Source organism: Actinopolyspora mortivallis, from assembly GCF_003001495.1.
GTDB lineage: Bacteria > Actinomycetota > Actinomycetes > Mycobacteriales > Pseudonocardiaceae > Actinopolyspora > Actinopolyspora mortivallis_A.
The window spans coordinates 14,806-40,607 of the sequence record NZ_PVSR01000034.1 but is presented as its reverse complement, the minus strand read 5'-3'; the positions used below and the strand labels follow the sequence as shown (position 1 = coordinate 40,607).

Genomic DNA, 25,802 nt, shown 5'->3' with positions numbered 1-25,802 from the left:
GGCGGTTTCTGGTGAGCCCGACCAGTAGAATGGAGCCGGGTCCGGTCCGGTCGCCCTCCCACGGGGACCGCGCCGGGCACTGGTAAGGGCCACGTGCGGCCCGGGCCCGCGCCGGCGGCTTCGCCGATCCCGTCCGCGCAGGCCGCAGACTCAAGCGATTCGGCTCTAGGAGACTCCGAGGCCCGTGACAGCGAAGAAGAACGAATACAGCGCTTCATCCATCACCGTTCTCGAGGGCCTTGAGGCAGTCCGCAAGCGTCCCGGCATGTACATCGGTTCGACCGGGGAACGCGGCCTGCACCACCTGGTGTGGGAGGTTGTGGACAACTCGGTCGACGAGGCGATGGCAGGTCATGCCAGCGAGGTCACCGTCACGCTGCTCGCCGACGGTGGCGTGCGGGTCACCGACGACGGCCGCGGTATCCCGGTGGACGAGCACCCCGTGGAGAAGAAGCCGACCCTGGAGGTCGTGCTGACCATGCTGCACGCGGGCGGCAAGTTCGGCGGGGACAGCTACGCGGTCTCCGGTGGTCTGCACGGCGTCGGCGTCTCGGTGGTCAACGCGCTCTCCACGGTGCTGGAGGCCGAGGTCTGCCGGGACGGCTACGTGTGGCACCAGCGCTACGAGGACTCCAAGCCCGTCTCCGCCCCCGAGCGAGGGGAGCGCACCGACCGGACGGGAACCCGGATCACCTTCTGGGCCGATCCCCAGGTCTTCGAGACCACCCGCTACGACGCCGAGACCGTGGCGCGCAGGCTGCAGGAGATGGCCTTCCTGAACAAGGGCCTGCGCATCGTGCTGCGGGACGAGCGGGCGGTGGCCGAGGACTCCTCCGGGGAGGACGCCTCGGGCGAGGCTGCCGTGGCCTCCGAACGCGTCTTCCACTACCCCGGGGGGCTGGAGGACTTCGTCGCCCACATCAACCACACCAAGGAACCCATCCACAAGAAGATCGTGAGCTTCAGTGCCTCCGGCGAGGGGCACGAGGTGGAGATCGCGATGCAGTGGAACAGCGGGTTCAACCAGTCGGTGTACACCTTCGCGAACACGATCAACACCCACGAGGGCGGTACCCACGAGGAGGGCTTCCGCGCGGCCCTGACCAGGGTGGTGAACTCCTACGCGAAGGAGAAGAAACTCCTCAAGGACAAGGACGGCAGCCTGACCGGTGACGACGTCCGCGAGGGGCTGGCCGCGATCATCTCGGTCAAGGTCTCCGAACCGCAGTTCGAGGGGCAGACCAAGACCAAGCTGGGCAACACCGAGGTCAAGTCCTTCGTGCAGACCACGGCCTTCGAGTGGCTCACCGACTGGTTCGAGCGCAACCCGGCCGACGCCAAGACGATCATCAACAAGGCGGTCTCCTCCGCGCAGGCCAGGGTGGCCGCGCGCAAGGCCAAGGACCTGGTGCGGCGCAAGTCCGCCATGGACATCGGCGGCCTGCCCGGCAAGCTCAAGGACTGCCAGTCCAACAACCCGGAGGAGTGCGAGCTCTACATCGTGGAGGGGGACTCCGCCGGTGGTTCGGCCAAGGAGGGCAGGGAGTCGCGCTACCAGGCGATCCTGCCCATCCGAGGAAAGATCATCAACGTCGAGAAGTCCCGGATCGACAAGGTGCTCAAGAACAACGAGGTCCAGTCGATCATCACCGCCCTGGGCACGGGCATCCACGACGAGTTCGACCTGTCGAAGCTGCGCTACAACAAGATCGTGCTCATGGCCGACGCGGACGTGGACGGCCAGCACATCCGCACGCTGCTGCTGACGCTGCTGTTCAGGTTCATGCGCCCGCTGATCGAGAACGGGCACGTGTTCCTGGCCAGCCCGCCGCTGTACAAGATCAAGTGGCCGCGTTCGGAGCCGCAGTACGTCTACAGCGACCGCGAACGGGACGCGGCACTGCAACAGGGCGCCCAGGAGGGGCGCAAGCTCCCGAAGGAGGAGGGGATCCAGCGCTACAAGGGGCTCGGCGAGATGAACGCCGACGAGCTCTGGGAGACCACGATGGATCCCGACCACCGGGTGCTGATGCAGGTGACCCTGGACGACGCGGCCACGGCCGACGAGCTGTTCAGCGTGCTGATGGGCGAGGACGTCGAGGCGCGGCGTTCGTTCATCACCCGCAACGCCAAGGGCGTTCGGCTGCTCGACGTCTGAGGCCCCGGGACGTCCCCGCCCGTGGCGCCGCCGTGGTGCCACCGTTCCCCGCGGAGGGGCGGGATCCCGATTTCCCACGACCGTGTGACCGCGGTGGACGAGTGATCGTCCGCACGGGAACTACACCAGCTCACTGAGAAGAAGGACGGTATGACCGAGACCTTGCCTCCCGAGGGTGGCCGCGTCGAGCCGGTCGATCTCCAGCAGGAGATGCAGAACTCCTACATCGACTACGCCATGAGCGTGATCGTGGCGCGGGCGCTGCCGGACGTCCGTGACGGGCTCAAACCGGTGCACCGCCGGGTGCTGTACTCCATGTACGACTCCGGGCACCGCCCGGACCGCTCCTACGTGAAGTGCTCACGCGTGATCGGCGACGTGATGGGTAACTACCACCCGCACGGCGACTCGGCGATCTACGACACGTTGGTGCGGCTGGCCCAGCCGTGGTCCATGCGCAACGTGCTCATCGACGGCCAGGGCAACTTCGGCTCCCCCGGCAACGATCCGGCCGCCGCCATGAGATACACCGAGTCCCGGCTGGCGCCGTTGGCCATGAGCATGTTGGCCGAGATCGAAGAGGACACGGTCGACTTCTCGGACAACTACGACGGTCGCACCCAGGAACCGAACGTGCTGCCGTCGCGCATCCCCAACCTGCTGGTCAACGGCGGTGGGGGCATCGCGGTGGGCATGGCCACCAACATCCCCCCGCACAACCTGCGGGAGGTCGCCGACGGGGTGGTCTGGGCGCTGGACCACCCGGAGGCGGACGACGAGGAGCTGTTGGAAGCCCTGATCGAGCGCATCAAGGGCCCCGACTTCCCCACCAGGGGTCTGATCATGGGGACCAGCTCGATCGGTGAGGCCTACCGCACCGGCCGCGGCTCGATCCGGATGCGCGCGGTGGTCGAGATCGAGGAGGACGCCAAGGGCCGCCCCGCCCTGGTGGTCACCGAGCTTCCCTACCAGGTGAACCCCGACAACCTGATCGAGACCATCGCCACGATGCACCGGGACGGCAAGATCTCGGGCATCACCGACATCTCGGACGAGTCGAACAGTCGTCGGGGTATGCGGATCGTGATCACGCTGAAGCGGGACGCGATCCCCAAGGTCGTGCTCAACAACCTCTACAAGCACACCCAGTTGCAGACGACCTTCGGCGTGAACATGCTCGCGCTGGTCGACGGTGTGCCGCGCACGCTGCGGCTGGACCAGGTGGTCCGTTACTACGTGCGTCACCAGATCGACGTGATCGTGCGGCGGACCCGGTACCGCCTGCGCAAGGCCGAGCAGCGCGCCCACATCCTGCGTGGCCTGTCGCTGGCGCTGGACCAGCTGGACGCGGTGATCAACCTGATCCGGAGTTCGCCGACGGTCGACGAGGCCCGCACGGGGCTGATCGAGCTGCTGGGCATCGACGAGGACCAGGCCACGGCGATCCTGGAGATGCAGCTGCGCAAGCTCGCCGCGCTGGAGCGCCAGAAGATCCTGGACGAGCTGGCCGAGATCGAGGAGCGCATCGCCGATCTCAACGACATCCTCGCCAGCCCGGAGCGGCAGCGCACGATCGTCCGCGACGAGCTGCTGGAGATCGTGAACAAGCACGGGGAGGAGCGGCGCACCAGGATCGTCCCGTACGAGGGCGAGGTCTCCATGGAGGACCTCATCCCGGACGAGGACGTCGTGGTCACCATCACCCGGACGGGTTATGCCAAGCGGACGCGCACGGACCTGTACCGGGCGCAGAAGCGCGGCGGCAAGGGCGTGCAGGGCGCCACCCTGAAGCAGGACGACATCGTCTCCCACTTCTTCGTCTGCTCCACGCACGACTGGATCCTCTTCTTCACCAACAAGGGGAGGGTCTACCGCGCGAAGGCCTACGAGCTGCCCGAGGCGAACCGCACCGCGCGCGGGCAGCACGTCGCGAACCTGCTGGCCTTCCAGCCGGACGAGCACATCGCCCAGGTGATGCAGATCAAGGACTACACGGCCGCTCCCTACCTGGTGCTGGCCACCAAGAAGGGGCTGGTCAAGAAGTCCCGGCTCACCGACTTCGACTCCAACCGCTCCGGCGGGCTGATCGGGGTCAACCTCAAGGACGGCGACGAGCTGGTCGGGGCGGTGCTGTGCTCGCCGGAGGACGACCTGCTGCTGGTCTCCGCCGAGGGGCAGTCCATCCGGTTCAACGCCAGCGACGAGGTGCTGCGTCCCATGGGGCGGGCCACCTCGGGCGTGCTCGGTATGCGCTTCAACTCCGGCGACGAGTTGCTGGCCATGGGGGTCGTGCGCGAGAACAGGTACGTGCTGGTCGCCACCGAGGGCGGCTACGCCAAACGCACTCCCATCGAGGAGTACCCCGTGCAGGGACGCGGGGGTAAGGGTGTGTTGACCATTCAGCACGACAGAAAACGTGGCAGGCTTGTAGCAGCGCTCATTGCCGAGCTCGACGACGAGCTCTACGCGATCACCTCCACCGGTGGGGTCATTCGCACCACCGCCAAGGAGGTGCGGAAAGCCGGCAGGCAGACGAAGGGGGTCCGCCTGATGGATCTCGGTGAGGGCAACTCGCTGGTGGCCATCGCCCGGAACGCGGACGAGGCCTCCGATCCCGATGCCGCCGGTCCGGAGCAACGGAAATGAGCCACGCGGGCGGGCCGCGTGGCGGAGTCGACGATCAGTGAAGGATCGCTCGTGACATCTTCGGACAAGCCGCAGGAATCGGAGTCCCGTTCAACGGGCGAGCAGGACACGACCTCGACCACCACCACGGAGACAACGGCGACCTCGGTTTCCGAGGGGATGTCCACCGACACCGCCGACAGCGGGACGAGCGCGGGCGGCCGGAGCGACTCCGACAGTGAGGTCGACGCCTCGGTGGCGGCGCCGCCGTGGCAGCGTGTTCCGAACTCGTCGAGCTCGTCCGCGGCCGCGGACGGCGAGGAGGGCCGGGTGACGACAGCTCAGGGGCAGCGCGGATCGGACGGCGAGGGGTCCGACTCCGAGGACACCCACAAGATCCCTCATCCGCTGCGGGGGGACTCGGACTCGCCCGAGGACGGCCCCGCCGCGGCGGAGTCGGCGCGGTCGAGCGTGTCGTTCGGCTCGGGCGTGGGTGTGCGGGGTACGGGCACCCAGGGCAACCCGCGGCGGCCCAACCGGGGGCCGCGGCGGGCGAGCCTGCAGGTGCGCCGGGTGGACCCGTGGTCGGTGCTCAAACTGTCCCTGGTGTTGAGCATCACACTGTTCTTCGTGTGGATGATCGCCGTCGCCGTGCTCTACGGGGTGCTCGGCGGCATGGGGGTCTGGGAACAGCTCAACGGAACGTTCAGCGACCTGACCCAGCCGGAGAACTCCCTGTCCGAGCCGTTGATCAGTGCGAGCAGGGTGTTCGGGGCGGCGATGATCATCGGGGCGGTGAACATCGTGCTGACCACGGCGCTGGCCACGGTCGCCGGGTTCATCTACAACGTGGCGGCCGACTTCGTGGGAGGCGTCGAGCTGACCCTGTCCGAGCGCGAGTGAGCGAAGGGCGCCCCTCGGTGGTCGTCGGCGGGGAAAGTGCTGGTCACGGCTTTCTTTCCCGGCGGACACGCCGAGGGGCACCCCCCCTTTGAGGGCGATCGTGGGCTCGTGTAATGTGTTCACTGCACGCAGGGCCTATAGCTCAGTTGGTTAGAGCGCTTTGCTGATAACGAAGAGGTCGGAGGTTCAAGTCCTCCTAGGCCCACGTGACACATGCCGCCGCTGCGGTTCTCGCGGCGGCGGCATACGTTCGTAGTAGGAGGCGTCCGAAGTGAAGAAGCTGCTCATCCTGGCTGCTGTTGCCGGTGCCGTCCTGTTCGTCGTTCGGCGCAAGAGTGCGGCCAAGGCGGAGGCCGACCTGTGGCGCGAGGCCACGGCGGAGGCCTGAGAGTAGTCCACGGTTCGCCCCTGCTTCGGAGTCGATCCGTCGGATTGCCACCGATTCGGGCGCCGTTGTCGTGCGCCGGTTCCGCAAGTGTCCGGCGGCGCGGACGGGGACGTAGCTCAATCGGCAGAGCACCGCTTTTGCAAGGCGGGGGTTAGGGGTTCGATTCCCCTCGTCTCCACCCTCGGAGGACCAGGTCAGTCGGCCTGGTCCTTTTTCATGATCCACCTTGGGGCACATCCGGGGCACATGCCGTGGAGCAGTCCAGGCCGTCTTTCACGTGTGGTGGTCCCGTATCAGATTGTCATTGCCCTCGGCCGCGGCAGCTCCCCTTCGATCGGGGGCTCCCGGAGAGTCTTCGGTGCCCCGTCTCACTCTGTCGCACTCTGATGTGACATAAGACATATGGCCAGTAGGTGCGGCGTGCAGGCGTTCGTCAGTTCGACCACCTAGCCATGAGTCAGACCACGGTACTCGGGGGCCGCGACAGGGGAAGAGGTCGTGTCCCGGTGGGATCGCTTGCCAGGCGGCCCGTCCTGGTCCGCCGACTTCGGTCTCCGTGCGAGCGCTCCGGGCCTCTCTTCCTTCGGCTCCGTACGAAGCCGGGAAATCCTTCCGGAAAGCTCCTCCTCCACTGCTGGCCCCTCGTGCGCCTGACATGAGCGACCGGACGTTCCCCACCTCGGAAAGCACGTGGTCCGGCGGGAGCTCGACGTCCCGGTCGAACGTCGTCGGCTTGAGCCTGTTCCGCCTCACGGAACGTCCGTTGGACGCCATTTCGTGTCGCTTCGTAATCTTGTTTTCACGTACCGAGTGAACCCCGTCTTTCGGTGTGCCGAGGAGACTGAACGACTATGACAACAGGGTACGTGGAATCGGTCCGCCGTGCTTCGCAGCGGACGTTCGGATGGAGGCGGAAGGTGTTGTGGCTGGTTTTTTCGAAATAAGGCGGAGTACTGCGTTTTCGTTGGTGTCGGTGTTCTTGGCGGCCTTCTTTCTCGCAGTCAAATCCGGTTTCCTGCGTTGATCGAGATTTCGATTCAGGTTGCTTTGTTTCTTCAAAAAGACATGTTTCCGGAGGATTCGCGGACACGGACGGCGGTTCCTCGAGGTCGGTTTTCGTCCTGACCGACACAGACGGATCCGGATCCGAACACGGGAGACAGCCGGTTACCGCTCCTGCCGGATGAGGGATGTTCAGCAGGAGGCGCCGTGCGGCCCGGGAGGGGTGCGTTCATGGAACTTCACGACAAGGTCGCTGTGGTCACCGGCGGCACTCGTGGGATAGGCCGAGGGATCGTGCGGCGCTTCCGCGACGAGGGGGCCTGGGTGGTGTTCACCGGACGGGACGAGGTCCGCGGTTCCCAAGCGGAAGAGGAACTCGGAGCGGACGGTCAGGTCCGCTTCGTCGCTGCCGACGTACGTCGTCGTCACGAGGTCGAACAGGCCGTCGACGTGGCCGTCGAGCGCCACGGTCGCCTGGACGTCCTCGTCAACAACGCGGGCGGCGCCCCGTCGCTGCGCCCCGTGGCGGAGATGGAGGAAGCCACCTGGCACGAAACCATCGCTGTGAACCTGCACTCGGTGTATTACGCGACCCGTAGGGCCCTTGCCTATCTGGTTCCGCAGGAATCCGGAAGGATCATCACTGTTTCCTCCTTCGCGGGCAAGGCGGGAATCCCGTGTTTCGGGGCCTACGCCGCCGCGAAGCACGCCGTGATCGGGCTGATGCGTTCCCTGGCCCAGGAAGTCGGTCCACGAGGGATCACAGCCAACTGTGTGTGCCCCGGCATCGTGGTGACCGACTTGGTCCACCAACTCGGTGCGGACCTTGGGCTCCAGACAGGAACATCCTACGAACAAATCCTGGATTCGTTTCTGGAGAAAACGGCTACCGGTCGAACTACCACGATCGAGGACGTCGCTGCACTGGCGGTGTTCTTGGCCTCCGACAGGGGGTCGGGAATAACCGGCCAAGCACTTTCCGTGGACGGGGGAATGACCTGATTCGCCGGAGTTCGCGTCCCGTTGACCGGTGTCGACCGTCCGAACGAAGAATGTCGAGTGAAACGACCCGCGGTGCTTGCGAGCACCTCTCTCAGCGAAATCGGTGCTGTCGGCCACGTTCCTGCGGAGCACACACGCATAGGACGTCGTTGTCGTCGATTGATGTTGTCCCTCGTTGAAGTGTGGAGATCGCTATGGCGGAGAAAACCGCTCACCTGTTTCCGGGACAGGGCGCGTACAGGCCCGGCGCGCTCGGCCCGCTCGCGCGTCGGCACGCGGTCGTCGGTGATGTTCTGGGCAGAGTCGACTCGGTGAGCGCCGAGTACGGGGTCAACCCGATCAGTGCTCTGCTGACCGAAGATGGTCCCGATATCGACACGCTCATCGCCCATGATCCCGAGGCGCTGCATATGGCTATTTTCGCCGGATCGATGGCGGTGCACACGCTGCTGACCGAGGTGTACGGGGTCGATGCGGACGTGCTCGTCGGACACAGCCTGGGAGAGATCACCGCACTGGTCGCCGGCGGCGCGTACACACTCGCCGACGGGGCACGTGTGCTGTGTGAGCGGGATCGGCTCCTCCGTACCAGTTCCCGTGCGCGTGGTGGGTTGCTGGTCGTTGGTCTTCCCGCCGACCGAGCACAGGCTCTGATCACGGCATCCGGTGAATGGGATGCCGAGATCGCGGCCGTGAACGCGCCGTACCAGACCGTGGTATCGGCGCCCGTGGAGGTGCTCGAACGCCTGTTGGATGCGGCTTCTTCCTTGGGGGCGAGCACCACCAGGGTGAAGTCTCCCTATCTGTTCCACAATTCGCTGTTGAATCCGATCGCCGGCGAGCTCGCCCCGTCGTTGCGCGGCATCCCCGTTCAGCCCATGCACACGAAGGTGTTTTCGACGCTGCACAAACGTGTCTACACCTCCGGTGATGACATCCCGTCGTTGCTGTTGCAGCATTTGACGGCGCCCGTGTACTTCCTGGACGCCGTGCGGCACCTCCACGCGTACGGCGTGACGTTCTTCGCGGAGTGCGGAATGGGGCGCGCCCTGACCGGGATGGTTCGCGCCTCCGTTCCGGGAAGCATCACAGCGGCCCCGCTGGCCGGAGAGATCGATGTCGACTCGGTCGACGCCGAGGTCCGGCGCGTCGGTGGCACGTCCGCGACTCCTTCCCCGGCAGCGGCACCGAGAACACCGGAAACACCGGAAGCGACCACGAAGGCTCCGGAGTCGCTCTCCGGCACGAACGACGTGACAGAGACCTCGGACACGTCAGAAGACCCGCACACGTCCCGCCCGTCGCGAGACCGCGATGAGCTTCTGGAGCAATTGCGGCAGTTGTTCGCGGAGTCATTGGAGTACCCCGTCGACGTGCTCACACCCGACGCCGACCTGGAAGCAGATCTGGGAGTGGATTCCGTCAAACGGAACGAACTGCTCCAGCGCGCAAGGGACCGGTACGAGCTCGCCGAACTTCCGGAGAACTTCCGTATCACGGAATACACGACGCTCGACGAGATCACGACGCTGGTGCAGGAGATGGGTGAGTGGTGATGGTCACGAGTTCCGATTTCGCCGGACGGGTCGTGTTGGTGACCGGTTCCTCCCGAGGGATGGGCTTCGTCACGGCTCGAACCTTCGCTCGACGCGGCGCGCACGTCGTGATCAACTACTTCCACTCCTCACAACAGGCCGAACAGGCTGTCGCGTCTCTGCGGGAGGAGGGGCTGTCGGTTGAGTCGCTGCGTGCCTCGGTGGCGAAGAAGGACGAGGTCGAGGAGATGGTCACCTTGGTGACCGAGCGGCACGGCCGCCTCGACGTCCTGGTCAACAACGCCGCCGTCGGCATATTCCGCCCCCTCGAGGAACTGACTGAGAAGAACTGGACCCGCGTTCTGGACACGAACCTCAACGGCACACGGTGGTGCTCGTTGGCGGCCGCGACGTGGATGAAGGAGCACGGTGGCGGTGTCATCGTCAACGTGTCCTCCATCGGCGCTGAGCTTGTGGTCGGCAACTACGCCGCCGTGGGGGTGTCCAAGGCCGCGGTCGAGGCATTGACCCGCTACCTCGCCGCCGAGTACGGGCCGTACGGCATCCGAGTCAACTCGGCCTCGGCCAACATCGTGGAAGGCGAGGTCGCGAATCTGTTTCCCCGTGCCGCGGAGTTCCTCCAGGTGGTCCGCTCGGCGACCCCGCTGGGGCGGGCGTCCCGTCCGGAGGATCTCGCCGAACTCGTGGTCTATCTGGCCAGTTCCGCCGCGAGCGGGATCAGCGGACAATCCATGCTTGCCGATGGTGGCCTGTCCACGGGCAGTGCCATGCTCTCACCGCCGCGGAGGGAACCGGAACGCGAATCCGTCGAGGCTCCCTCGAGCAGTAGCGTTCCGCTGACATCCTCAGGGCGCGCTCCGGCAGCGGGGTACGGGCCGCGTGGTGAACCCGACGAGGGGGCCGCGGACGAGCGCGGGATCGCCGTGGTGGGTGCCGGCGTCGCCCTTCCCGGGGCCAGCACACCCGAGCAGTTGTGGACCCTGTTGAACCGGAACCAGTCGGTGTTCTCCGAGCCCGGATCTTCCTACCGCGCAGAGGACTTCTACGACTCGAACCCCGATGCCGAGGACCGTACCTACACGGTGCGCGCCGGTCACATGCACGGGTTCGAACCGCATCCCGTTCTCGCCGAGGAGTTGGCACGAGGTGACATCGGGGAGGCGGACGGTGTCGTGACGCAGTGGGTGCGGCACTGCGTGTTGCACGCCCTGGACGGAGGCACCACCCGCGAGCGCGACAGGTTCGCGACGTACCTCGGAGCATGGAGCGACGGCAGCTACGACCTGGAAGAAACCCTGCTTTCCGAGGACATCCTGGTGACGTTGCGCTCGTGGTGCGGGGATGCGGATCTTGACCGGGTGCGAGAAGTCATCCGGCGCCACCTGCCACGGGCACGGCATGACGCGACCAGGTTGTTACCGAGTCGGATTCTGGCCCGAGCGGTATCCGGGCTAGCGCCGGAGCACGGAAACGCGGCCTTTGTGGACACCGCGTGCTCCTCCTCGCTCTACGCACTCGATCTCGGCGCCCGGGCCCTGCGCGAGGGAGAGTGCGACATCGCCCTGTGCGGTGGATGGCAACAGCAGTCCGCGCGTTACTCCGTCCTGTTCGCCAACGTCAACGGGCTGTCCCCGAGCGGGAACCTCCGTGTCTTCGACAAGGACGCCGACGGCACGTTGTTCACCGACGGTGCTTGCGTGCTGGCGTTGAAGACCGTTGAACGGGCTCGCGAGGACGGCGACGACATCCTGGCCGTGCTCGGAGGTTTCGGGGCCGCCGCTGACGGGCGCGGCAAAGCGATCTACGCGCCCAACCCGAAGGGACAACGACTGGCCCTCCGACGGAGTTGGCAACGCGGCGGCCTCGGGGACGGTGAGCTCGACTGGGTCCTGGCGCACGCCACGGGCACTCCGGAAGGCGACGCCAGCGAGCTGACCACGATCGCCGAGACCACCTCGGAGGCACCGATCACCGTCAGCAGCAACAAATCCGTCCTGGGACACACCGGCTGGGCGGCCGGTGCCGTCTCGGTGCTGCACGCGGTGCTTTCCTTGCGACGGCACCGGATTCCCGCACAGCACCATTTCGACGAGCTGCCCGAGCACGTGAACGTCAGTGGACCGCGTGTCCCGGACGAGCCCGTCGACTGGTCTCCGCGTGCGGACCGGCCACGCCGGGCGGGAGTGTCCGCGTTCGGCTTCGGCGGTACCAATGCCCACCTCGTGGTCGAAGAGCCTCACGCGGGCACACGGACACCCGCCGTCCACCGGAGCGCCGAGGACATCGTCCTCGTCGGATGGGAGGCGATGCTGCCCGGCGATCCCGACCGGGAGCGATTGCGGACCTGGCTGCACACGGGTTTCCCACCTCGGCGTTCCTTCGGTGAGAACTACCCCGCCCCCGAGCCGGCGACGATGCGGTTGACACCGAAGGCTCTGCGCGGCATCGACCGTACCCAGCAGATGGCCGTACAAGTCGTTCGACGACTCGCGGAGAGCCACGGAACACTGTGGGCCGGGCTGGAGGAGACGACCGGTGTGCTGTGCGGAACGGAGGAACCGTTGCGCATCTCCCAGGGGTCCAGTGTCCGTGCTTACCGGGACGTGCTGTCCCGGCTCGCCGACGACCTCGCACGTGAACACGGTGAGGCCGCGCGCGACGTACTCGCCGACTACTGGGAGAGCACGCGTCGTCGGATCCCTCCCCACTCCGAGGACCACCTGCCCGGTCTCCTGCCCAACGTGACCGCCAGCCGCGTGGCGAACCGTTTCGATCTCACCGGTGTGGCCGCGGCCGTGGGGGCGGGGCGGGACTCGTTCCTGGCCGCTCTCCGCACCGGGATGTCCTATCTGCGGGACGGCGACCTCGACGTGGCCCTCGTCCTCGGGGTCAACGGCAACACGACGCCGTGGGTGGCGGCCTTCCACGGGATCGACGACCGACGAACAGCCGAGGGAGCGTTCGCGTTCTTCGTGACACGTCGCGACCTCGCGCGGCGGTACTCCTGGCCCGTCCTCGGGACCCTCGCGCCGGAGCGTTCCGGGAGGAACGGGACAGTCGTTTCCCAGCAGGATCCGACCTTCCTCACCGCGGACGGCGCGGTGGCCCTCCTGCGGGGCGTCACCGGCGAGGAACGGTCCACCGTGATCGTCGGGAGCGAGTACGGTACCGACCACGCTGTCGCGTTCACCGCTGAGTCCCAGCCCTGCCCGACCGCCTCGGCCCCCGTGGAGCGGCCCGACCGGAGAACCGAGCGCTACGTGCTCACGCATGTTCCCGATCCCGGCGAAACCGTTCGTGAGGCCGCCGACGTACTCGGTGCCGAGCACTTGGTGCTGACCAACGACGCCGGTGTCGCTCGTACGGCCGCGGAACGAACCGCAGGGCGCGCAACGGTGCTGTGTACGGAGAGCACGCCGAACGACGAGCGCGTCACCACCGTCGGGACCGTGGAGGCCGACACGTTGGACCGGTTGGGAATCACTCCCGCCATGTGCCGACACATCCGCGTGTTCGCGTCCGTCACCGCCCCCCAGGACGGCGGCGACGCCCTGGACAGGCCACCGTCAAGCCTGTCACGCCTCCACGAAGTGGCGTTTCTGGCCGCGAAAGCGGGAGCGCACGGTCCGCTGCTCACGGGCAGTCTCCTGGTCCTTCAGCTCGGTGCGGAACACGAGTTCGGGGCTCATCCCCACGCCGCCCTGCTGACGGGAACCGTCAAGAGTCTGGCATGGGACCTGCCGGAGTGCCGCCTGCTGTCGCTGAGCACGAGCAGTACCGATCCGGAGCAGGCGTTCGCGGAACTGGAACGGGAAAGCACCCTGTCCCACGCCCTGCCCGAGGTCCACAGAAGGAACGGTCACCGCCTCACACCACGGTTGCGGCCCGAACCTGTTTCCCGAGAGTCCGGCTCACTCGTGGACGACGACTCGGTCCTCGTGGTCTCCGGTGGAGGCCGCGGAATCACCGCGGAGTGCCTCCGGGGGCTCGCCGGCCACACTCGACCGCACGTGTGGATCCTGGGAACCACCTCGTACGAGGACGCCCCCACCGAGGAGCCTCCCGACAACCGGGCGGAATTCCTGACATGGCGACGTCGGCATCATCCCCGGGATCACTTCACCGAACACCTCCGGGCCTACCAGCGGCATCGGCGAGGTGTGGAAACACGGCGTACCGTCCGGGATCTCCGAGAGCTGCTCGGAGAGGACCGCCTCCACTACCTCGTGTGCGACATCAGTGACCGTGAACAGGTTCGAGCAGCAGCCGACCGCGTACTCGCGGAACACGATCACATCGATCTGTTCGTGCACGCTGCCGGAATCAATCGTGCCGCGGGACTGGACTCGAAGAGTTTGGATGACGTGCGCGCGGTACTGGGTGCCAAGGTCGACGGGTATCACAATCTCGTCGACGCCTTCGGCAGTCGAACAAAGCACTGGTGCAACTTCGGCTCTCTGGCCGGAACTCTCGGCCTGAGCGGAGAGTCCGACTACGCCGCCGCCAACGACTACCTCAGTGCCTCCGGGACTTACCGGGGCCGTCGTGACGGGGTCGACGAATTCACCATCGGTTGGACCATGTGGGCCGAGACCGGGATGGGGTCCGACCGGATGGCCCAGTCGTTGACCGAACGCAAGAACGTGCTCACACCGCTCGACAACTCCGAAGGAGTCAGCCACTTCCTCGACGAACTCAGGGCCACCAGGCACGGGACCCATGTGGTTCACCAGCTGGGCGACAACGAGCTGGACACGATCGAACGTGTGACGCCGGGACTGCTCCGAAGCAGCTCGTCGGAGGGCGCGCCCCGGCGACACGATGCGGCCGGTGACCCGGGAGAACCACCACTGCTGGACGAACTCCTGGAGAAGAGCCCCACGCACCAGGTATGGCGGTACGACTTCGATCCCGGTCGGGACAGTTACCTGTATAGCCACTTGGTCCAGGGCAGACCGACCCTGCCCGGGACGTTTCACCTCGAGCTCGGTGCCGAGGCGGCTACCGTGCTGGTGCCGGGTACTCGGGTGCTGGGGTTCGAGCACGTGGTCTTCCACACGTTCCTGTGTTTGCCGACGCACGGCACCGGTTCGCTGTGCCGGGTCATCGCTGAGCGTTCGGAGGAACAGGGCGGGATTATCCGCGTTCGTGCCCGGCTGGTCAGCGATGTTCTCAGCGGGGACGGGCGTGTGCTGCTGTCCGGGCGCGAGCATTCCACGTTCGACGTTCTCCTCACCGACACCACTCCCGAAGCCGAGGTTCGCGACGTCCCCGAGGTCGACGAATGCCCCGTGCCGGACCCCTACTTTCTGGAAGGGAGCCCTGTGGAGTTGGCGGGGCCGTTCTCGGCCAATGCGGACTGCCGGATCGGGAACACGATGTCTGCGGCCACGTGGAACACCGCCTCTGTCGGGGACCGGATAACCGACCGAATCCTGCTGCCCGCCGTCATGCTGGACTCCCTGGCCCGGACCCACGTTCTCGATCCACACCGGCCCGACCGACTCGCCGTCGCCGTACCCACGTCGTTGCGACGTATCGACCTGAACACCGCCCTGAACGACCGCGCGATCGCTCGGCAGCACCCGGACACCGTGGTACTGCTGGCCGAGCCGGGCAGCGAGGGGAACATGGACAAGCTCGAATCAGTGACGAGCACCGGGCAGGTCCTGGCACGAGTCACCGGAACAAGCTCCCACCCCCTGGGATGGGCGGTGAGGAACCACCACGGCTGGCACATGCATCGCGGTGGTTGACCACATGTTGCCATCCGGACTCCTCACCGGCCCCTCGGTCCGAAACGTCCCGAGCACGTGCGGCCCGGGGGAGGTGGGCGAGGACCCGAAAAACCCTTCGCCACCGTTCGTCCCGTCCGCTACGGTGCCCACCTGTTCCCACGGCGGAAGCCCGGAAGAACCGCGTGCTTGTCGCCGGCAGTTCCCACACTGAAAGCAGGTTTCGTCGATGGCGTGTCGTATCGGTGAGCTCGTGCTCGACTGCCACGATCCCGAGGCGCTGGCGCGGTTCTGGTGCGAGGTCCTGGACTTCGTGGAGCTCGGTCGTGAGCAGGGCGAGGAGGGCTACGCCATCGAGATCGGGCCGCGCGAAGGGTTCGGCGGTCCCCAGGCGACGATCGTCCTCAGAAGCGGGGGAGAGCCGAGCCGGGAGAAGTCCCGGGTGCACATCGACGTCAACCCCACCGACCGCGATCAGCGGGCCGAGCTCGAACGCCTTCTGGAGCTCGGGGCGCGTCCGGCCGACATCGGTCAGACCGGTCAGGAGCAGTGGGAGGTCCTCGCCGATCCCGAGGGCAACGAGTTCTGCCTGCTCAGGGCCCGCCTCAACCCGCTCTGAGGGTTCCGCCTGTCCGCTCGGCCGGAGCCCGGGCCGATACCGGGCCCCGCGCTGTTCCGCCGCGTCCGCACTCCGCCCGGCCCGTGCCGGACGAGGACGAGAGACCCCTGCCGGCCGGGGACTCTCGTCCTCTCAACGACCGCCCTCCGCGCGCAGCAGGGCCACCGTGTGCTCGACGTGCTCGGTGACCTGCTGCTCGTCGAGCGGCTGGTGCAGCACGAGCCGGTGGTAGTAGATCGGTCCGGCCAGCAGGCTGACGGCCCATTCGAGGTCGATGGAGTCGGCGAGCTCTCCGTCGCGCTGGGCTCGTCGCAGCACGGAGATCACTTCCTGACGTCGGTTGTGCACGTATGCGCGGTACACCTCGGCCAGGGTCTCGTCGTGCTCGGAAGCCACGGCGAGGCTGCCCGCGATCGCTCCCCAGCGGGGGGAGCGCAGCCCCGCTCCGAGCTGCCCGATCACCCGTTGCAGTTCCGCCTCCAGTTCCCCTTCCGAGTCCGCTGTCTCCGGACTCGTGTCACGTAGTTGAATCCCCAGGTGCTCCACGGCATCGATGAGCAGGGGGAGTCGTTCCGGCCAGTGCCGGTAGAGGGTGCTGCGCGAGACACCCGCCGTCGAGGCGACCGCGTCCATGGTCATCGCTTCCACCCCGCGTTCGGCGAGCAGGCTCACGGTCGCTTCGAGCACGCGTTGACGGGTGCGGACCGCTCGGGGGTCCTCCGGGTTCATGGCTCACCTCTGTAGTACAAACCTGTTGCATAGTTTGGCGCGGTTATCTACAGTACAGATGTGTACTACAGATTCCGGGTTCGGGCCAAGGACGACCAACAGCCGCCCGCGAAGCCCGCCTCCCGGGAAGGAGAACGGCACGGCTTCCACGCCGATCAGCGGGACGCTGGCCGTGAGAACGCTCGAAGGGGTAGGCGATGAGAACGAAAATCACGAGCCGAAGCGAACGGTTGCGTGTTCCTCCACAGGAACGGGGGAAGGTGGGCGCGTTCTGGGCGATGATGGTCGTGGTCTTCCTGGCGGCCATGGATTCCACGGTCGTGGCCACGGTGCTGCCCTCGATCCTGGCCGAACTGGGAAATTCCGACCTGCTCGCCTGGGTGGTCACCAGTTATCTGCTCACCACGGCCGTGTCCATCCCCCTGTGGGGCAAGGTGGCCGACCTGATGAGCAGGCGTCGGCTGTACCTCCTGGCCGCCACCGTGTTCCTCGTCGGCTCCCTGGCCGTGGCCTCCGCTCCCAGCATGTTCATCCTGTTGACGGCACGTGCGGTCCAGGGCGTCGGCACCGGCGGGCTCATGGCCCTGACCCCGACGATCATCGGTCACATGTTCGCCTCTCGCATCAGGGGCCGCTTCCACGGTATTCAGGGCGCCGTGCTCGCCGGGGCCAGCATCGTGGGACCGCTGGTGGGCGGTTTCATGGAGGCGATGATCGGCTGGCGGTCGGCTTTCTGGATCAACCTGCCGCTCGTGCTGCCCGCCCTGGTGATCGCGGGACGTTTCCTGCCCGCCCCGGGAGCACGCACGGCCAAGCGCCGGGTCGATCTCGTGGGGGCGGCGCTGCTGGCGATCGGTGGTTCCGCGTTCCTGCTGGCGCTCAGTGAGAACACACCTCTCGCCGCGACGGGGTTTCGGGCCGCTCTGCTGGCCGTCACGGTCGCTGCGGTGCTGGTGTACCTGTACTGGCAGAGCCGTCACGAGGATCCCGTGCTGCCGCTGAGCGTGCTGCGCTCCCCGGTGGTTGCCGCCGCGATCGGCCTGTCCTTCATATCCGGGGGCGTGATGATCGCCGCCGTGGTCTACGCGCCGTTGTACGCGCAGACGGTCCAGGAGCAGTCCGCGGCCTCGTCCGGGTTGCTGTTGCTTCCGCTCACCGGAGGTGTCCTGGTGGCCAATCTCGGCGGGGGAAACCTCATCACCGTGCTGGGCAGGTACCGTCCGTTCCTCATCGGGGGCACGGTGGCCATGACCGCCGGCTTCGGAACACTGGCCGTCGTTGGTGCCACCGCCGGGGGCCTCGTCCTGTTCACGGTCGCGCTGGCGCTCGTGGGGATCGGGATAGGGCTGACCATGCAGCCCTCCATGCTGGCACTGCAGAACGCCGTGTCGGCGGCGAACCTCGGTTCGGCCACCGCCGCGAGCACCTTCTTCCGGCAGCTCGGTTCCACACTGTCCATCGGGGTGCTCGGAGCCCTGATCACCGGGTGGGTGGGGCCTCAGCTGTCCGCGCTCACCGAGGGAACGGGCGAGGTCACCGCCGGAGCCCGCTCCCAGGTGTCCACAGCCTTCGGAACGCTCTTCCTGATCCTGGCCGCCGTGGCTGTGGTGGCGTTCGTGCTCGCGCTGGTGCTGCCGGAGAAGCCGCTGTCCGAAGAGCACCCCGCCGAGGAAACGACCGAGGAGACGACCGAGGAACCCGTCGTGGAGACGGGCGGGGAGGAAACTCCTGCCGGAGACCGGTCCCAGCACGCGCGGTGCTGAGTTCCGGCCGGTGCCGGCGTGCACGATTCGAGTCGGTTCGGGGAGTCGGCCGGGAGCAGAGCAGGCCGAATCCCCGAACCGGACAATCACCGAAAAGGCCCTCACGAGGAAAGGATCGTCCGTCATGTCACACACGGGATCGCACTCCGAGCCGGACGTGGCGCACGTCGAGTTCGTGCTGGACATCGCCTGCGTCTGGTCGTATCTCGGTTACGCGCGGTTCGCGCGGGTCGCCGCCGAGCACCGGAAGGCGGGAGGTCGGTTGGAGGTGGTCTTCCGGCCCTTCCAGGTCGCTCCGTACGCCCCGGAGCGGGGCGAGAGCCTGTTCGAGGTTCACAAGCGGGACTTCGGCGCCGAGGCGGAGCAGAAAGAGGAAACCCTGAAGGAGCTGGGCCGTCAGGAGGGCGTCGAGTTCGACTTCGACAAGGCCGTGTTCACCAACACCTTCCAGGCCCATCGTCTCGTGGCTCTGGCTGCCGAGCAGGGCTTGGGAGAGACCGTGGTCGACCGTTTGTTCCGCGCCTACTTCACCGACGGAATCAACGTGGCCGATCCGGAGGAACTTCGTTCCCTGGCCGCGGAGACGGGGGTGGTCTGGAGCGAGGCCGGAGCGGAGGAACTTCGCGCAGAGCTGGCGCGGGTTCGGGACTCGGGGATTCATGCCGTGCCCACCCTCACCGTGAACGGCGGACAGGTGCTCACCGGGGCGTGGTCGGAGAACGAGCTGCGTTCCGCCTTGGGAACGAAAGCGGCCTGACCGCTCCCCCGGTGGTGGCGGGAACTCCTTGCCTCGGCGGGCGGCGACTTCGCGAGGTTCCTCTTCCGCACCGGCGGAAACCGATCTGCTCGTCAGAGGAACGCGCCGCTCGCCGAGAACGGGATCATGATTGGTTCGGCTCCCTGGTTTCCCTCCCGGATGCTTACCGAGCGGGAAGTACGGTGATCGGCCGGGTTCGACGACCCGGCGGGGAGGACGGTTCCGGAAGGTGAGGGACGCGATGACGGAGCGGATCTGGCTGGACGTGCCCTACGGCGAGAAGGACCGGGCCAAGGCGGCCGGGGCGCGGTGGGACCCGACGGCCCGGCGGTGGTACGCCCCCCGTCCGGGGATGGAGGCGCTGCGCCCGTGGGAGGCGCTGCCCGAGGTGCCCGACCCGTTGCCGGGGGAGGATCGCACGTTCGGTTCCGGGCTGTTCGTGGATCTCGTGCCCAGCTCGTGCTGGTTCACCAACGTCCGCTCCTGCGTCGCCGAGCGGGACTGGGAACGGCTGCGGCGGATGCTGCTGCGCCGGGCGGGTTACCGCTGCGAGATCTGCGGGCGGGGTGAGGACCGGGCGAGCAGGCGGCGGCTGGAGGCCCACGAGCGCTGGTCCTACGACGAAACCAGGTCGGTCCAGGCGTTGCGTCGGTTGGTGTGCCTGTGCGGCGACTGCCACCGCACCACGCACTTCGGGCTGGCCCAGGTGCGCGGTCAGGCGGAGGCCGCGTTCGAGCACCTGCGTGCGGTCACGGGGATGAGCCGCGAACAGGCCGAGGCCCACGTCGACGAGGCGTTCGCGCTGTGGCGACGGCGTTCGGCCCGCGCGTGGACCCTGGACCTGTCACTGCTCACCGAGGCGGGGATCACCCTCGCCGAACCCCCGCCGGCGCACCGGCGCGGTGCGGTGGCCGCCGCCGAACTCGCCCGCGAGCGGGAGTCACGAGCGTGAACACGGGGGATCGACCCGGGAGGACTCTGCCGGGATGATGGCCGCCGTGCTGGAGCGGGAGAGCGGTACGCATGTTTGATCGGTCCACGACGTGGCGCAAGAGCAGTTACAGCACGGCCACCGGAAACTGTGTCGAGGTGGCTTCCCGCGGGGATGTGCGGGGGTTGCGGGACGGCAAGCTCGGGAAGAGCGGTCCGGTGCTGGTGTTGGACGCCTCCGGCTTCGGCGCTTTCCTGAACGCGGTGCGTGCGGGGCGTTTCGACCGTTGACCGGTGCCGCACGGCGCCGGAGGCACCGTGCGGCGGACGTCCGTAGGCCGAGGGAACGCCCCAGCGAGGTGGGATGGTGGTGTGGAGGTTCAGTCGGTCCTGTCATCGGGATGAGTGCGGGCCGCCGGGTCGAACCAGACCAGTCGAGTCCGAACATGGGGACGGACGGTGAACCGGCGCAGGGCGTTCTCGGGTCGCCGTAGGCGCATGTGGAGCGTGCGGTCGACGGCGACGACCTCGGCATGATCCTCGAAGGCCAACCCCCACGCGGCCACCCGGGCGTCGATGCGGGAGCCGTACTCCTGAACCACCGCGAACAGGGTCGGCGCGGTGTCAGCGACCAGCCCTGTCAGTAGCTCCGCGAACTCGGGTTCGTCGCAGAGGGGCTGAGGAGTTGCTGTGTCCTCGGGGTGGTTCTCCAACGAACTCGTCATGGCGTCTCCCATCGGATGATCGTGTCTCCTACCTACGATGTTGACCTTTTATATTTACTACTAACGTAAGTTATTTACATAAAAGATCATAAGAGCCCGTTCGGGTGAGATCTTGGATGTGAAAGACGCATGTGTAGGCTCCGAACGGGGCTCGTGCAGGAGGTGCGCCATGGCTGGTTCCTCGGCACCGTTGCGACGGTTGGGCGCGGAACTACGACGACTTCGTGAGGCCGCTGGCCGAACCCAATCCGATGTGGGCTCGGCTATCGGACGTACCCATACGACGTTGGTCAACTGGGAACTTGGCAAGACCAAGATCAGTAAGTCTGATCTTGTGTGCCTGCTCGCCGAGTTGCGCACGCCGACCGAGGTCCGGAAAGGCTTGGAGCAACTGCGGGATCAGGCCGGACGAGAAACTTCGCAGTGGGCGACGTATGGGCTTCCCGATTGGCTACGACCGTTGGTCAGCTTCGAAGAAGACGCCGTTACCGTGACCTCGTTCGAACCGGTACTCATTCCCGGTTTGTTGCAGACGGAGAACTACGCACGTTCCGTCCACACTGCTGGGCGACGTAAGGTCGCATCGGAATTCGTGGACAGGTGGGTGGCTGCTCGTATGCAGCGTCAACAGCGCTTGAGTGGTCCGGATCCACTGAGGCTGAGCGCGGTGATTTCCGAAGCAGCGATACGTCTGAGAGTGGGTGGCGCCGAGGTGTGCGTCGATCAGCTCCGCAGACTCCTGGAACTCGGTCAGCAGGACAACATCTCGATTCGCATACTCACTGCGGATGAGAACGGATACGGTGGTGTCGCGAGCAACTTCACAGTGTTGCATTTCGCCGATCCCAAAGTCGACCCTCCGTTGGGTTACTTCGATGGTCCGTTGGGTGGGCACATGATCAGCGATGAAGGGGACGTCGCAACGATGGTTAACATGTTCGACGATCTACGTCATATGGCGTTGTCCGAGACGGACTCGGCCGAGATGATAGCTGCCGTGCTGGAACAGCGGGAGCGGGAGAGCGGTACGCATGTTTGATTGGTCCACGGTCGTCTGGCGTAAGTCCAGCTTCAGCGATGCGGGGGGCAACTGTGTCGAGGTGGCTTCCTGCGGGGATGTGCGGGGGTTGCGGGACGGCAAGCTCGGGAAGAGCGGTCCGGTGCTGGTGTTGGACGCCTCCGGCTTCGGCGCTTTCCTGAACGCGGTGCGTGCGGGGCGTTTCGACCGCTGACCGGTGCCGCACGGCGCCGGAGGCACCGTGCGGCTGAGCCTGTCGTCAGATCAGCCCGAGCGAGAGCATCGCCTCGGCGACCCTGGTGAATCCGGCGATGTTGGCCCCGGCCGTGTAGTCGCCGGGCAGCCCGTACTCCTCGGCGGTGGAGTAGCAGCGGTCGTGCACCGAGACCATGATCTCCCGCAGCCGCTGCTCGGTGAACTCGTGGGACCAGGAGTCCCGCGAGGCGTTCTGCTGCATCTCCAGGGCGGAGGTGGCCACCCCGCCCGCGTTGGCGGCCTTCCCGGGGCCGAAGGCCACTCCGGCCTCGCGGAAGACCCGCACCCCCTCGGGAGTGGTGGGCATGTTGGCCCCCTCGCCGACGGCCACGCACCCGTTGCGCACCAGGACCTCGGCCTCCTTGCCGGTGATCTCGTTCTGGGTGGCCGAGGGCAGGGCGACCTCGCAGGGAACCTCCCACACCTGCCGGTTCGCCACGAACTTCCCGGAGGGACGCCGGTCCGCGTACTCGGCGAGCCTGCCGCGTTCCCGCTCCTTGATCTGTTTGACCAGCTCCACGTCGACGCCCTGCTCGTCGAGCACGTAGCCCTCCGAGTCCGAGCAGGCCACCACGTGGCCGTCCAGCTCCCGCACCTTCTGCATCGTGTAGATCGCCACGTTGCCGGAGCCGGAGACGACGGTGCGTTTGCCGGAGAAGGAGTCGTCGCGGGCGGCCAGCATCTCCCGGACGAAGAAGGCGTTGCCGTAGCCGGTGGCCTCGGTGCGGATGTGCGAGCCGCCGAAGGCCCAGCCCTTGCCGGTGAGCACGCCGGACTCGTAGCGGTTGGTGAGCCTCTTGTACTGCCCGAACAGGTAGCCGATCTCCCGCCCACCGACGCCGATGTCGCCGGCGGGAACGTCGGTGTACTCGCCGAGGTGGCGGTGCAGCTCGGTCATGAAGCTCTGGCAGAACGCCATGATCTCCTGGTCCGAACGCCCCTTGGGGTCGAAGTCCGAACCGCCCTTGCCGCCGCCGATCGGCAGGCCGGTCAGCGCGTTCTTGAACACCTGCTCGAACCCGAGGAACTTGACGATCCCCTGGTAGACGGAGGGGTGGAAACGCAGCCCGCCCTTGTACGGGCCGAGCGCGCTGTTGAACTCGACCCGGAAACCGCGGTTGATGTGGACCTCGCCCCGGTCGTCCTGCCAGGGAACCCGGAAGATGATCTGCCGTTCCGGTTCGCAGGTCCTTTCGATGATCTTGGCGTGCGCGTACTCGGGGTGCTTGCCCATCACGACGCCGATGCTGTCGAGAACCTCCCGCACCGCCTGGTGGAACTCGACCTCACCCGGATTGCGTGCGACCACCTTCTCGTAGATGGGCTCCAGCGACTCGTGCAATGCCGTCCTCGATTCCTCGTCCTGCTCCGGCGGGGAGTGCCGGGACAGAGTATGGGGCAGTGCCGGGCGGGCTGAAGGTCCCTCGGTGAGAACTGTCACAAAAGGGACGGGACGACGTGGAGGGTGTCCCCTGTCCGGGGCGAGCGGTACCGAACGGCGGTCACAGCCCCAGGAACGCCCGGGCCACGAGGAAGTAGATGATCAGACCGGTGGCGTCGACCAGGGTGGTCACCAGGGGAGTGGAGATCACGGCCGGGTCGATTCCGGCCCGCTTGGCCAGCAGCGGCATGGACGCCCCGATCATCGCCGCCCACGCGCACACGGCGATCAACGAGACGGCGAGGGTGGCCGCCACCCGTACGTGCACGAACACCGTGCCGAGGACCATGCCGATGGCCGCGAGCGCGAGTCCGAGGGTGAGTCCCACCCGGCACTCGCGCCAGGCCACCCGCAGGATGTCGCCGGTGCGGACCTCGCCCACGGCCAGGGCGCGCACGGAGGCGGTGGCCGCCTGGGCCCCGGCGTTGCCGCCGGTGCCGATGAGCAGCGGCACGAACAGCGCCAGCGTGGTCACCTCCTCCAGCGTGGACTCGAAGAACTGCAGGACGTTGACGGTCAGCGTGGCGGCGACGATGAGCAGCAGCAGCCAGACGATGCGGGACCGCGCCAGTTGCAGCACCGAGGCGGACATGTAGTGCCCGCTCCACGGGGTGGCCGCGGCCTGGCGGGCTATGTCCTCGCTGTCGGCGGCCTCGATGAGGTCCACGGCGTCGTCGATGGTCAACAGTCCGAGCACGCGGTCCTCGCTGTCCACCACGGGCAGGTCCAGCAGGTTGGCGTCCTGCATGAGCCGGGCCGCGTCCTCGGCGTCGTCGGTGGCCTTCACACGCGGTGCGTCCGTCTCGGCGAACTCGGAGACCCGTTGCCCCGCGGACCCCAGCACCAGGTCCCGCAGGGAGACCGTGCCGATGAAGTGCCGCTGGTCGTCGACGATCAGCAGGGTGTAGACGGTCTCGGCGTCCGCCCCCCGGTCGTGCACCCGGTCCAGGGCCTGGGAAACCGTCATGTACTGGCGGATCGTCACCGTTTCCGGGGTCATGAAACGCCCCACCGAGCCCTCCGGATACCCCAGCAGCGCGGCGGTGGTGGCGCGTTCGGGAGGGCTGAGCCCGGCCAGCACCCGGTGGGCGAACTTGGCCGGGGACTCCCCGAGCAGCCGCACGCGGTCGTCGGGGTCCATGGCCTCGACCAGCTCCCGGAACGAGTGATCCCGCAGACCGGAGAGGACCTTCTGCTGGTCGGGCGGGTCGAGCTCCTCGAACACCGTCAGCGCCTCGTCCTTGCCGAGCAGCCGGAACAGCAGGACGGCGCCCAGCTCGTCGGCGCGGGCGATCTCGTCGGCGATCTCGTGCGGCTGGTGCTCGGCGAGCCACTGTTGCAGCTCGGTGATCTCGTTGCGTTCCAGCAGCTCGGGCACGGTCCCCCGGGACATGTTCTCCCCTTCGCTCGCGGGATGCCTGTGCGCGGTGCCACGGGGCGCCACGGTCGACGGTCCCGGCTCGGCGCGTGGCGTGCTCCGGGTTCCCCACCGCCGACCACGGTACGGCGGGGCGCACCTTCCGCGCGCGGTGTGCGCCGGGCCCCGGTCGCCCTCGGCTTTTCCGCACCCGGGTGTGCTCCCCCAGGAACCACGGGTCGGGCCGGGGCCGGGTCGCTGCCGGGCGGGGCCCGGCCGACAGCTCTCCCACTGGGCCGGAGAGGCCGGGAGCCCGGCGGCCCGGAGCTCCCGACGGCCGGGGCGAACTCCTACCGCTCGGACTCGGCGTGCGAGTGCCGTCCGGCTCCGGCGGAGTCCTGTCCCTCGGCGGCGCCCGAGATGGCGGTCACCGTGTCGTCCTCGCTCTCACGGTGCCTGCCGCTGAGCGCCTCGTTCACGAGCAGTTCGGCGAACTCCGGCGGGGGTGAGACGGTCAGGTCGGATTCGGTCGGGTCGGGCATCTCGCGCGTGAGTTCGGCGAAGATCGGGTTCAGCTCCTCGTCCGTGGTGTGCTCGCTCATCGTCTCCTCCCGTTCCGTTCGGGAACCCGGGCACCGTGATTCTGACCGCCGGCCCCGACATCCGCCGGGCAACGGGCTCGGCGTGTGGTGGGTATCGCCCGGAAGGTGCGGTCCGCCCCGGCCGGAACGGGTCCGTTCCGCGGCGGAGGGGGCGGGGTTCTCGGCGGTGCCGCGCGGTTCGCGCCGCGGAGTGGCTCCTTTCGTCCTCTCGGTGCGTGTGGGCCGGTGGAGGGGAAC

General features: G+C 67.3%; 19 protein-coding genes and 2 tRNA genes. 16 read left to right on the top strand and 5 right to left on the bottom strand.

Annotation, left to right across the window (positions count from 1 at the left end; all coding sequences use genetic code 11):
• The first annotated feature begins 184 nt into the window (after positions 1-184).
• The 10 genes from gyrB to CEP50_RS15890 all read left to right on the top strand — a co-directional run bounded on the left by gyrB (position 185) and on the right by CEP50_RS15890 (position 15,988).
• The gene (gene gyrB, locus CEP50_RS15930) at positions 185-2,158 is read left to right on the top strand and encodes a DNA topoisomerase (ATP-hydrolyzing) subunit B (RefSeq protein WP_106114741.1); all 1,974 of its coding nucleotides are present in this window, start codon (positions 185-187) and stop codon (positions 2,156-2,158) included.
• A gap of 150 nt (positions 2,159-2,308) precedes the next feature.
• Positions 2,309-4,804 (top strand): DNA gyrase subunit A, encoded by a 2,496-nt coding sequence (gene gyrA / locus CEP50_RS15925; RefSeq protein WP_106114740.1) that lies wholly within the window; start codon positions 2,309-2,311, stop codon positions 4,802-4,804.
• Between the two features lie 51 nt (positions 4,805-4,855).
• On the top strand, positions 4,856-5,686 hold the full coding sequence (locus tag CEP50_RS15920) for a DUF3566 domain-containing protein (RefSeq protein ID WP_258175316.1): 831 nt from the start codon (positions 4,856-4,858) through the stop codon (positions 5,684-5,686).
• 131 nt (positions 5,687-5,817) lie between these two features.
• Positions 5,818-5,891: transfer RNA gene (locus CEP50_RS15915), tRNA-Ile, on the top strand.
• 66 nt (positions 5,892-5,957) lie between these two features.
• Positions 5,958-6,074: a DLW-39 family protein gene (locus CEP50_RS20365; protein ID WP_017972653.1), complete on the top strand. Its 117-nt coding sequence runs from the start codon at positions 5,958-5,960 to the stop codon at positions 6,072-6,074.
• A gap of 105 nt (positions 6,075-6,179) precedes the next feature.
• Positions 6,180-6,252, top strand: a tRNA-Ala gene (locus tag CEP50_RS15910).
• Positions 6,253-7,307: 1,055 nt separating this feature from the next.
• Positions 7,308-8,078, top strand: coding sequence for an SDR family NAD(P)-dependent oxidoreductase (locus tag CEP50_RS15905; RefSeq protein WP_106114738.1), 771 nt, complete (start codon positions 7,308-7,310; stop codon positions 8,076-8,078).
• Positions 8,079-8,272: 194 nt separating this feature from the next.
• Complete coding sequence (locus CEP50_RS15900) at positions 8,273-9,634, top strand: acyltransferase domain-containing protein (protein ID WP_106114737.1); 1,362 nt, start codon at positions 8,273-8,275, stop codon at positions 9,632-9,634.
• Positions 9,634-15,390: an SDR family oxidoreductase gene (locus CEP50_RS15895; RefSeq protein WP_146134819.1), complete on the top strand. Its 5,757-nt coding sequence runs from the start codon at positions 9,634-9,636 to the stop codon at positions 15,388-15,390. Before CEP50_RS15900 ends, CEP50_RS15895 begins: the two co-directional genes overlap by 1 nt.
• A 208-nt stretch (positions 15,391-15,598) precedes the next feature.
• Positions 15,599-15,988 carry a VOC family protein gene (locus tag CEP50_RS15890; protein WP_106114735.1) on the top strand — a complete coding sequence of 130 codons (390 nt, stop codon included), beginning with the start codon at positions 15,599-15,601 and terminating at the stop codon, positions 15,986-15,988.
• 132 nt (positions 15,989-16,120) lie between these two features.
• Here CEP50_RS15890 and CEP50_RS15885 read toward each other — a convergent pair whose 3' ends face one another.
• Entirely contained in the window at positions 16,121-16,717 is a 597-nt protein-coding gene (locus CEP50_RS15885) for a TetR/AcrR family transcriptional regulator (protein ID WP_258175313.1), read from the bottom strand.
• Positions 16,718-16,977: 260 nt separating this feature from the next.
• Here CEP50_RS15885 and CEP50_RS15880 point away from each other — a divergent pair, with 260 nt between their 5' ends.
• The 4 genes from CEP50_RS15880 to CEP50_RS15865 all read left to right on the top strand — a co-directional run bounded on the left by CEP50_RS15880 (position 16,978) and on the right by CEP50_RS15865 (position 20,458).
• Positions 16,978-18,480: an MFS transporter gene (locus tag CEP50_RS15880; protein WP_258175312.1), complete on the top strand. Its 1,503-nt coding sequence runs from the start codon at positions 16,978-16,980 to the stop codon at positions 18,478-18,480.
• 124 nt (positions 18,481-18,604) lie between these two features.
• Positions 18,605-19,237 (top strand): DsbA family oxidoreductase, encoded by a 633-nt coding sequence (locus CEP50_RS15875; RefSeq protein ID WP_106114733.1) that lies wholly within the window; start codon positions 18,605-18,607, stop codon positions 19,235-19,237.
• A 241-nt stretch (positions 19,238-19,478) separates the two neighbouring features.
• A complete protein-coding gene (locus tag CEP50_RS15870) occupies positions 19,479-20,189 on the top strand; it encodes a DUF5710 domain-containing protein (RefSeq protein WP_106114732.1) in 711 nt (236 codons plus the stop codon).
• Between the two features lie 71 nt (positions 20,190-20,260).
• Positions 20,261-20,458 (top strand): DUF397 domain-containing protein, encoded by a 198-nt coding sequence (locus CEP50_RS15865; RefSeq protein ID WP_106114731.1) that lies wholly within the window; start codon positions 20,261-20,263, stop codon positions 20,456-20,458.
• A gap of 89 nt (positions 20,459-20,547) precedes the next feature.
• Here the strand turns inward: CEP50_RS15865 and CEP50_RS15860 are convergent, their stop codons facing one another.
• On the bottom strand, positions 20,548-20,904 hold the full coding sequence (locus CEP50_RS15860; protein ID WP_219905511.1) for a hypothetical protein: 357 nt from the start codon (positions 20,902-20,904) through the stop codon (positions 20,548-20,550).
• Between the two features lie 157 nt (positions 20,905-21,061).
• Between CEP50_RS15860 and CEP50_RS15855 the strand changes: the two genes are divergently transcribed.
• Both CEP50_RS15855 and CEP50_RS15850 read left to right on the top strand, forming a co-directional pair.
• The gene (locus tag CEP50_RS15855) at positions 21,062-21,931 is read left to right on the top strand and encodes a helix-turn-helix domain-containing protein (RefSeq protein ID WP_106114730.1); all 870 of its coding nucleotides are present in this window, start codon (positions 21,062-21,064) and stop codon (positions 21,929-21,931) included.
• Positions 21,924-22,124, top strand: a complete 201-nt coding sequence (locus CEP50_RS15850) for a DUF397 domain-containing protein (RefSeq protein ID WP_106114729.1) — start codon at positions 21,924-21,926, stop codon at positions 22,122-22,124. The genes CEP50_RS15855 and CEP50_RS15850 overlap by 8 nt, the downstream gene beginning before the upstream one ends.
• Positions 22,125-22,169: 45 nt before the next feature.
• Here the strand turns inward: CEP50_RS15850 and gdhA are convergent, their stop codons facing one another.
• The 3 genes from gdhA to CEP50_RS15835 form a co-directional block, all read right to left on the bottom strand.
• Positions 22,170-23,507, bottom strand: coding sequence for an NADP-specific glutamate dehydrogenase (gene gdhA / locus CEP50_RS15845; RefSeq protein ID WP_106114728.1), 1,338 nt, complete (start codon positions 23,505-23,507; stop codon positions 22,170-22,172).
• A gap of 160 nt (positions 23,508-23,667) precedes the next feature.
• Positions 23,668-24,999, bottom strand: coding sequence for a magnesium transporter (gene mgtE, locus CEP50_RS15840; protein WP_106114727.1), 1,332 nt, complete (start codon positions 24,997-24,999; stop codon positions 23,668-23,670).
• Positions 25,000-25,313: 314 nt separating this feature from the next.
• Positions 25,314-25,565, bottom strand: coding sequence for a hypothetical protein (locus CEP50_RS15835; protein WP_106114726.1), 252 nt, complete (start codon positions 25,563-25,565; stop codon positions 25,314-25,316).
• Between the last annotated feature and the right edge of the window lie 237 nt (positions 25,566-25,802).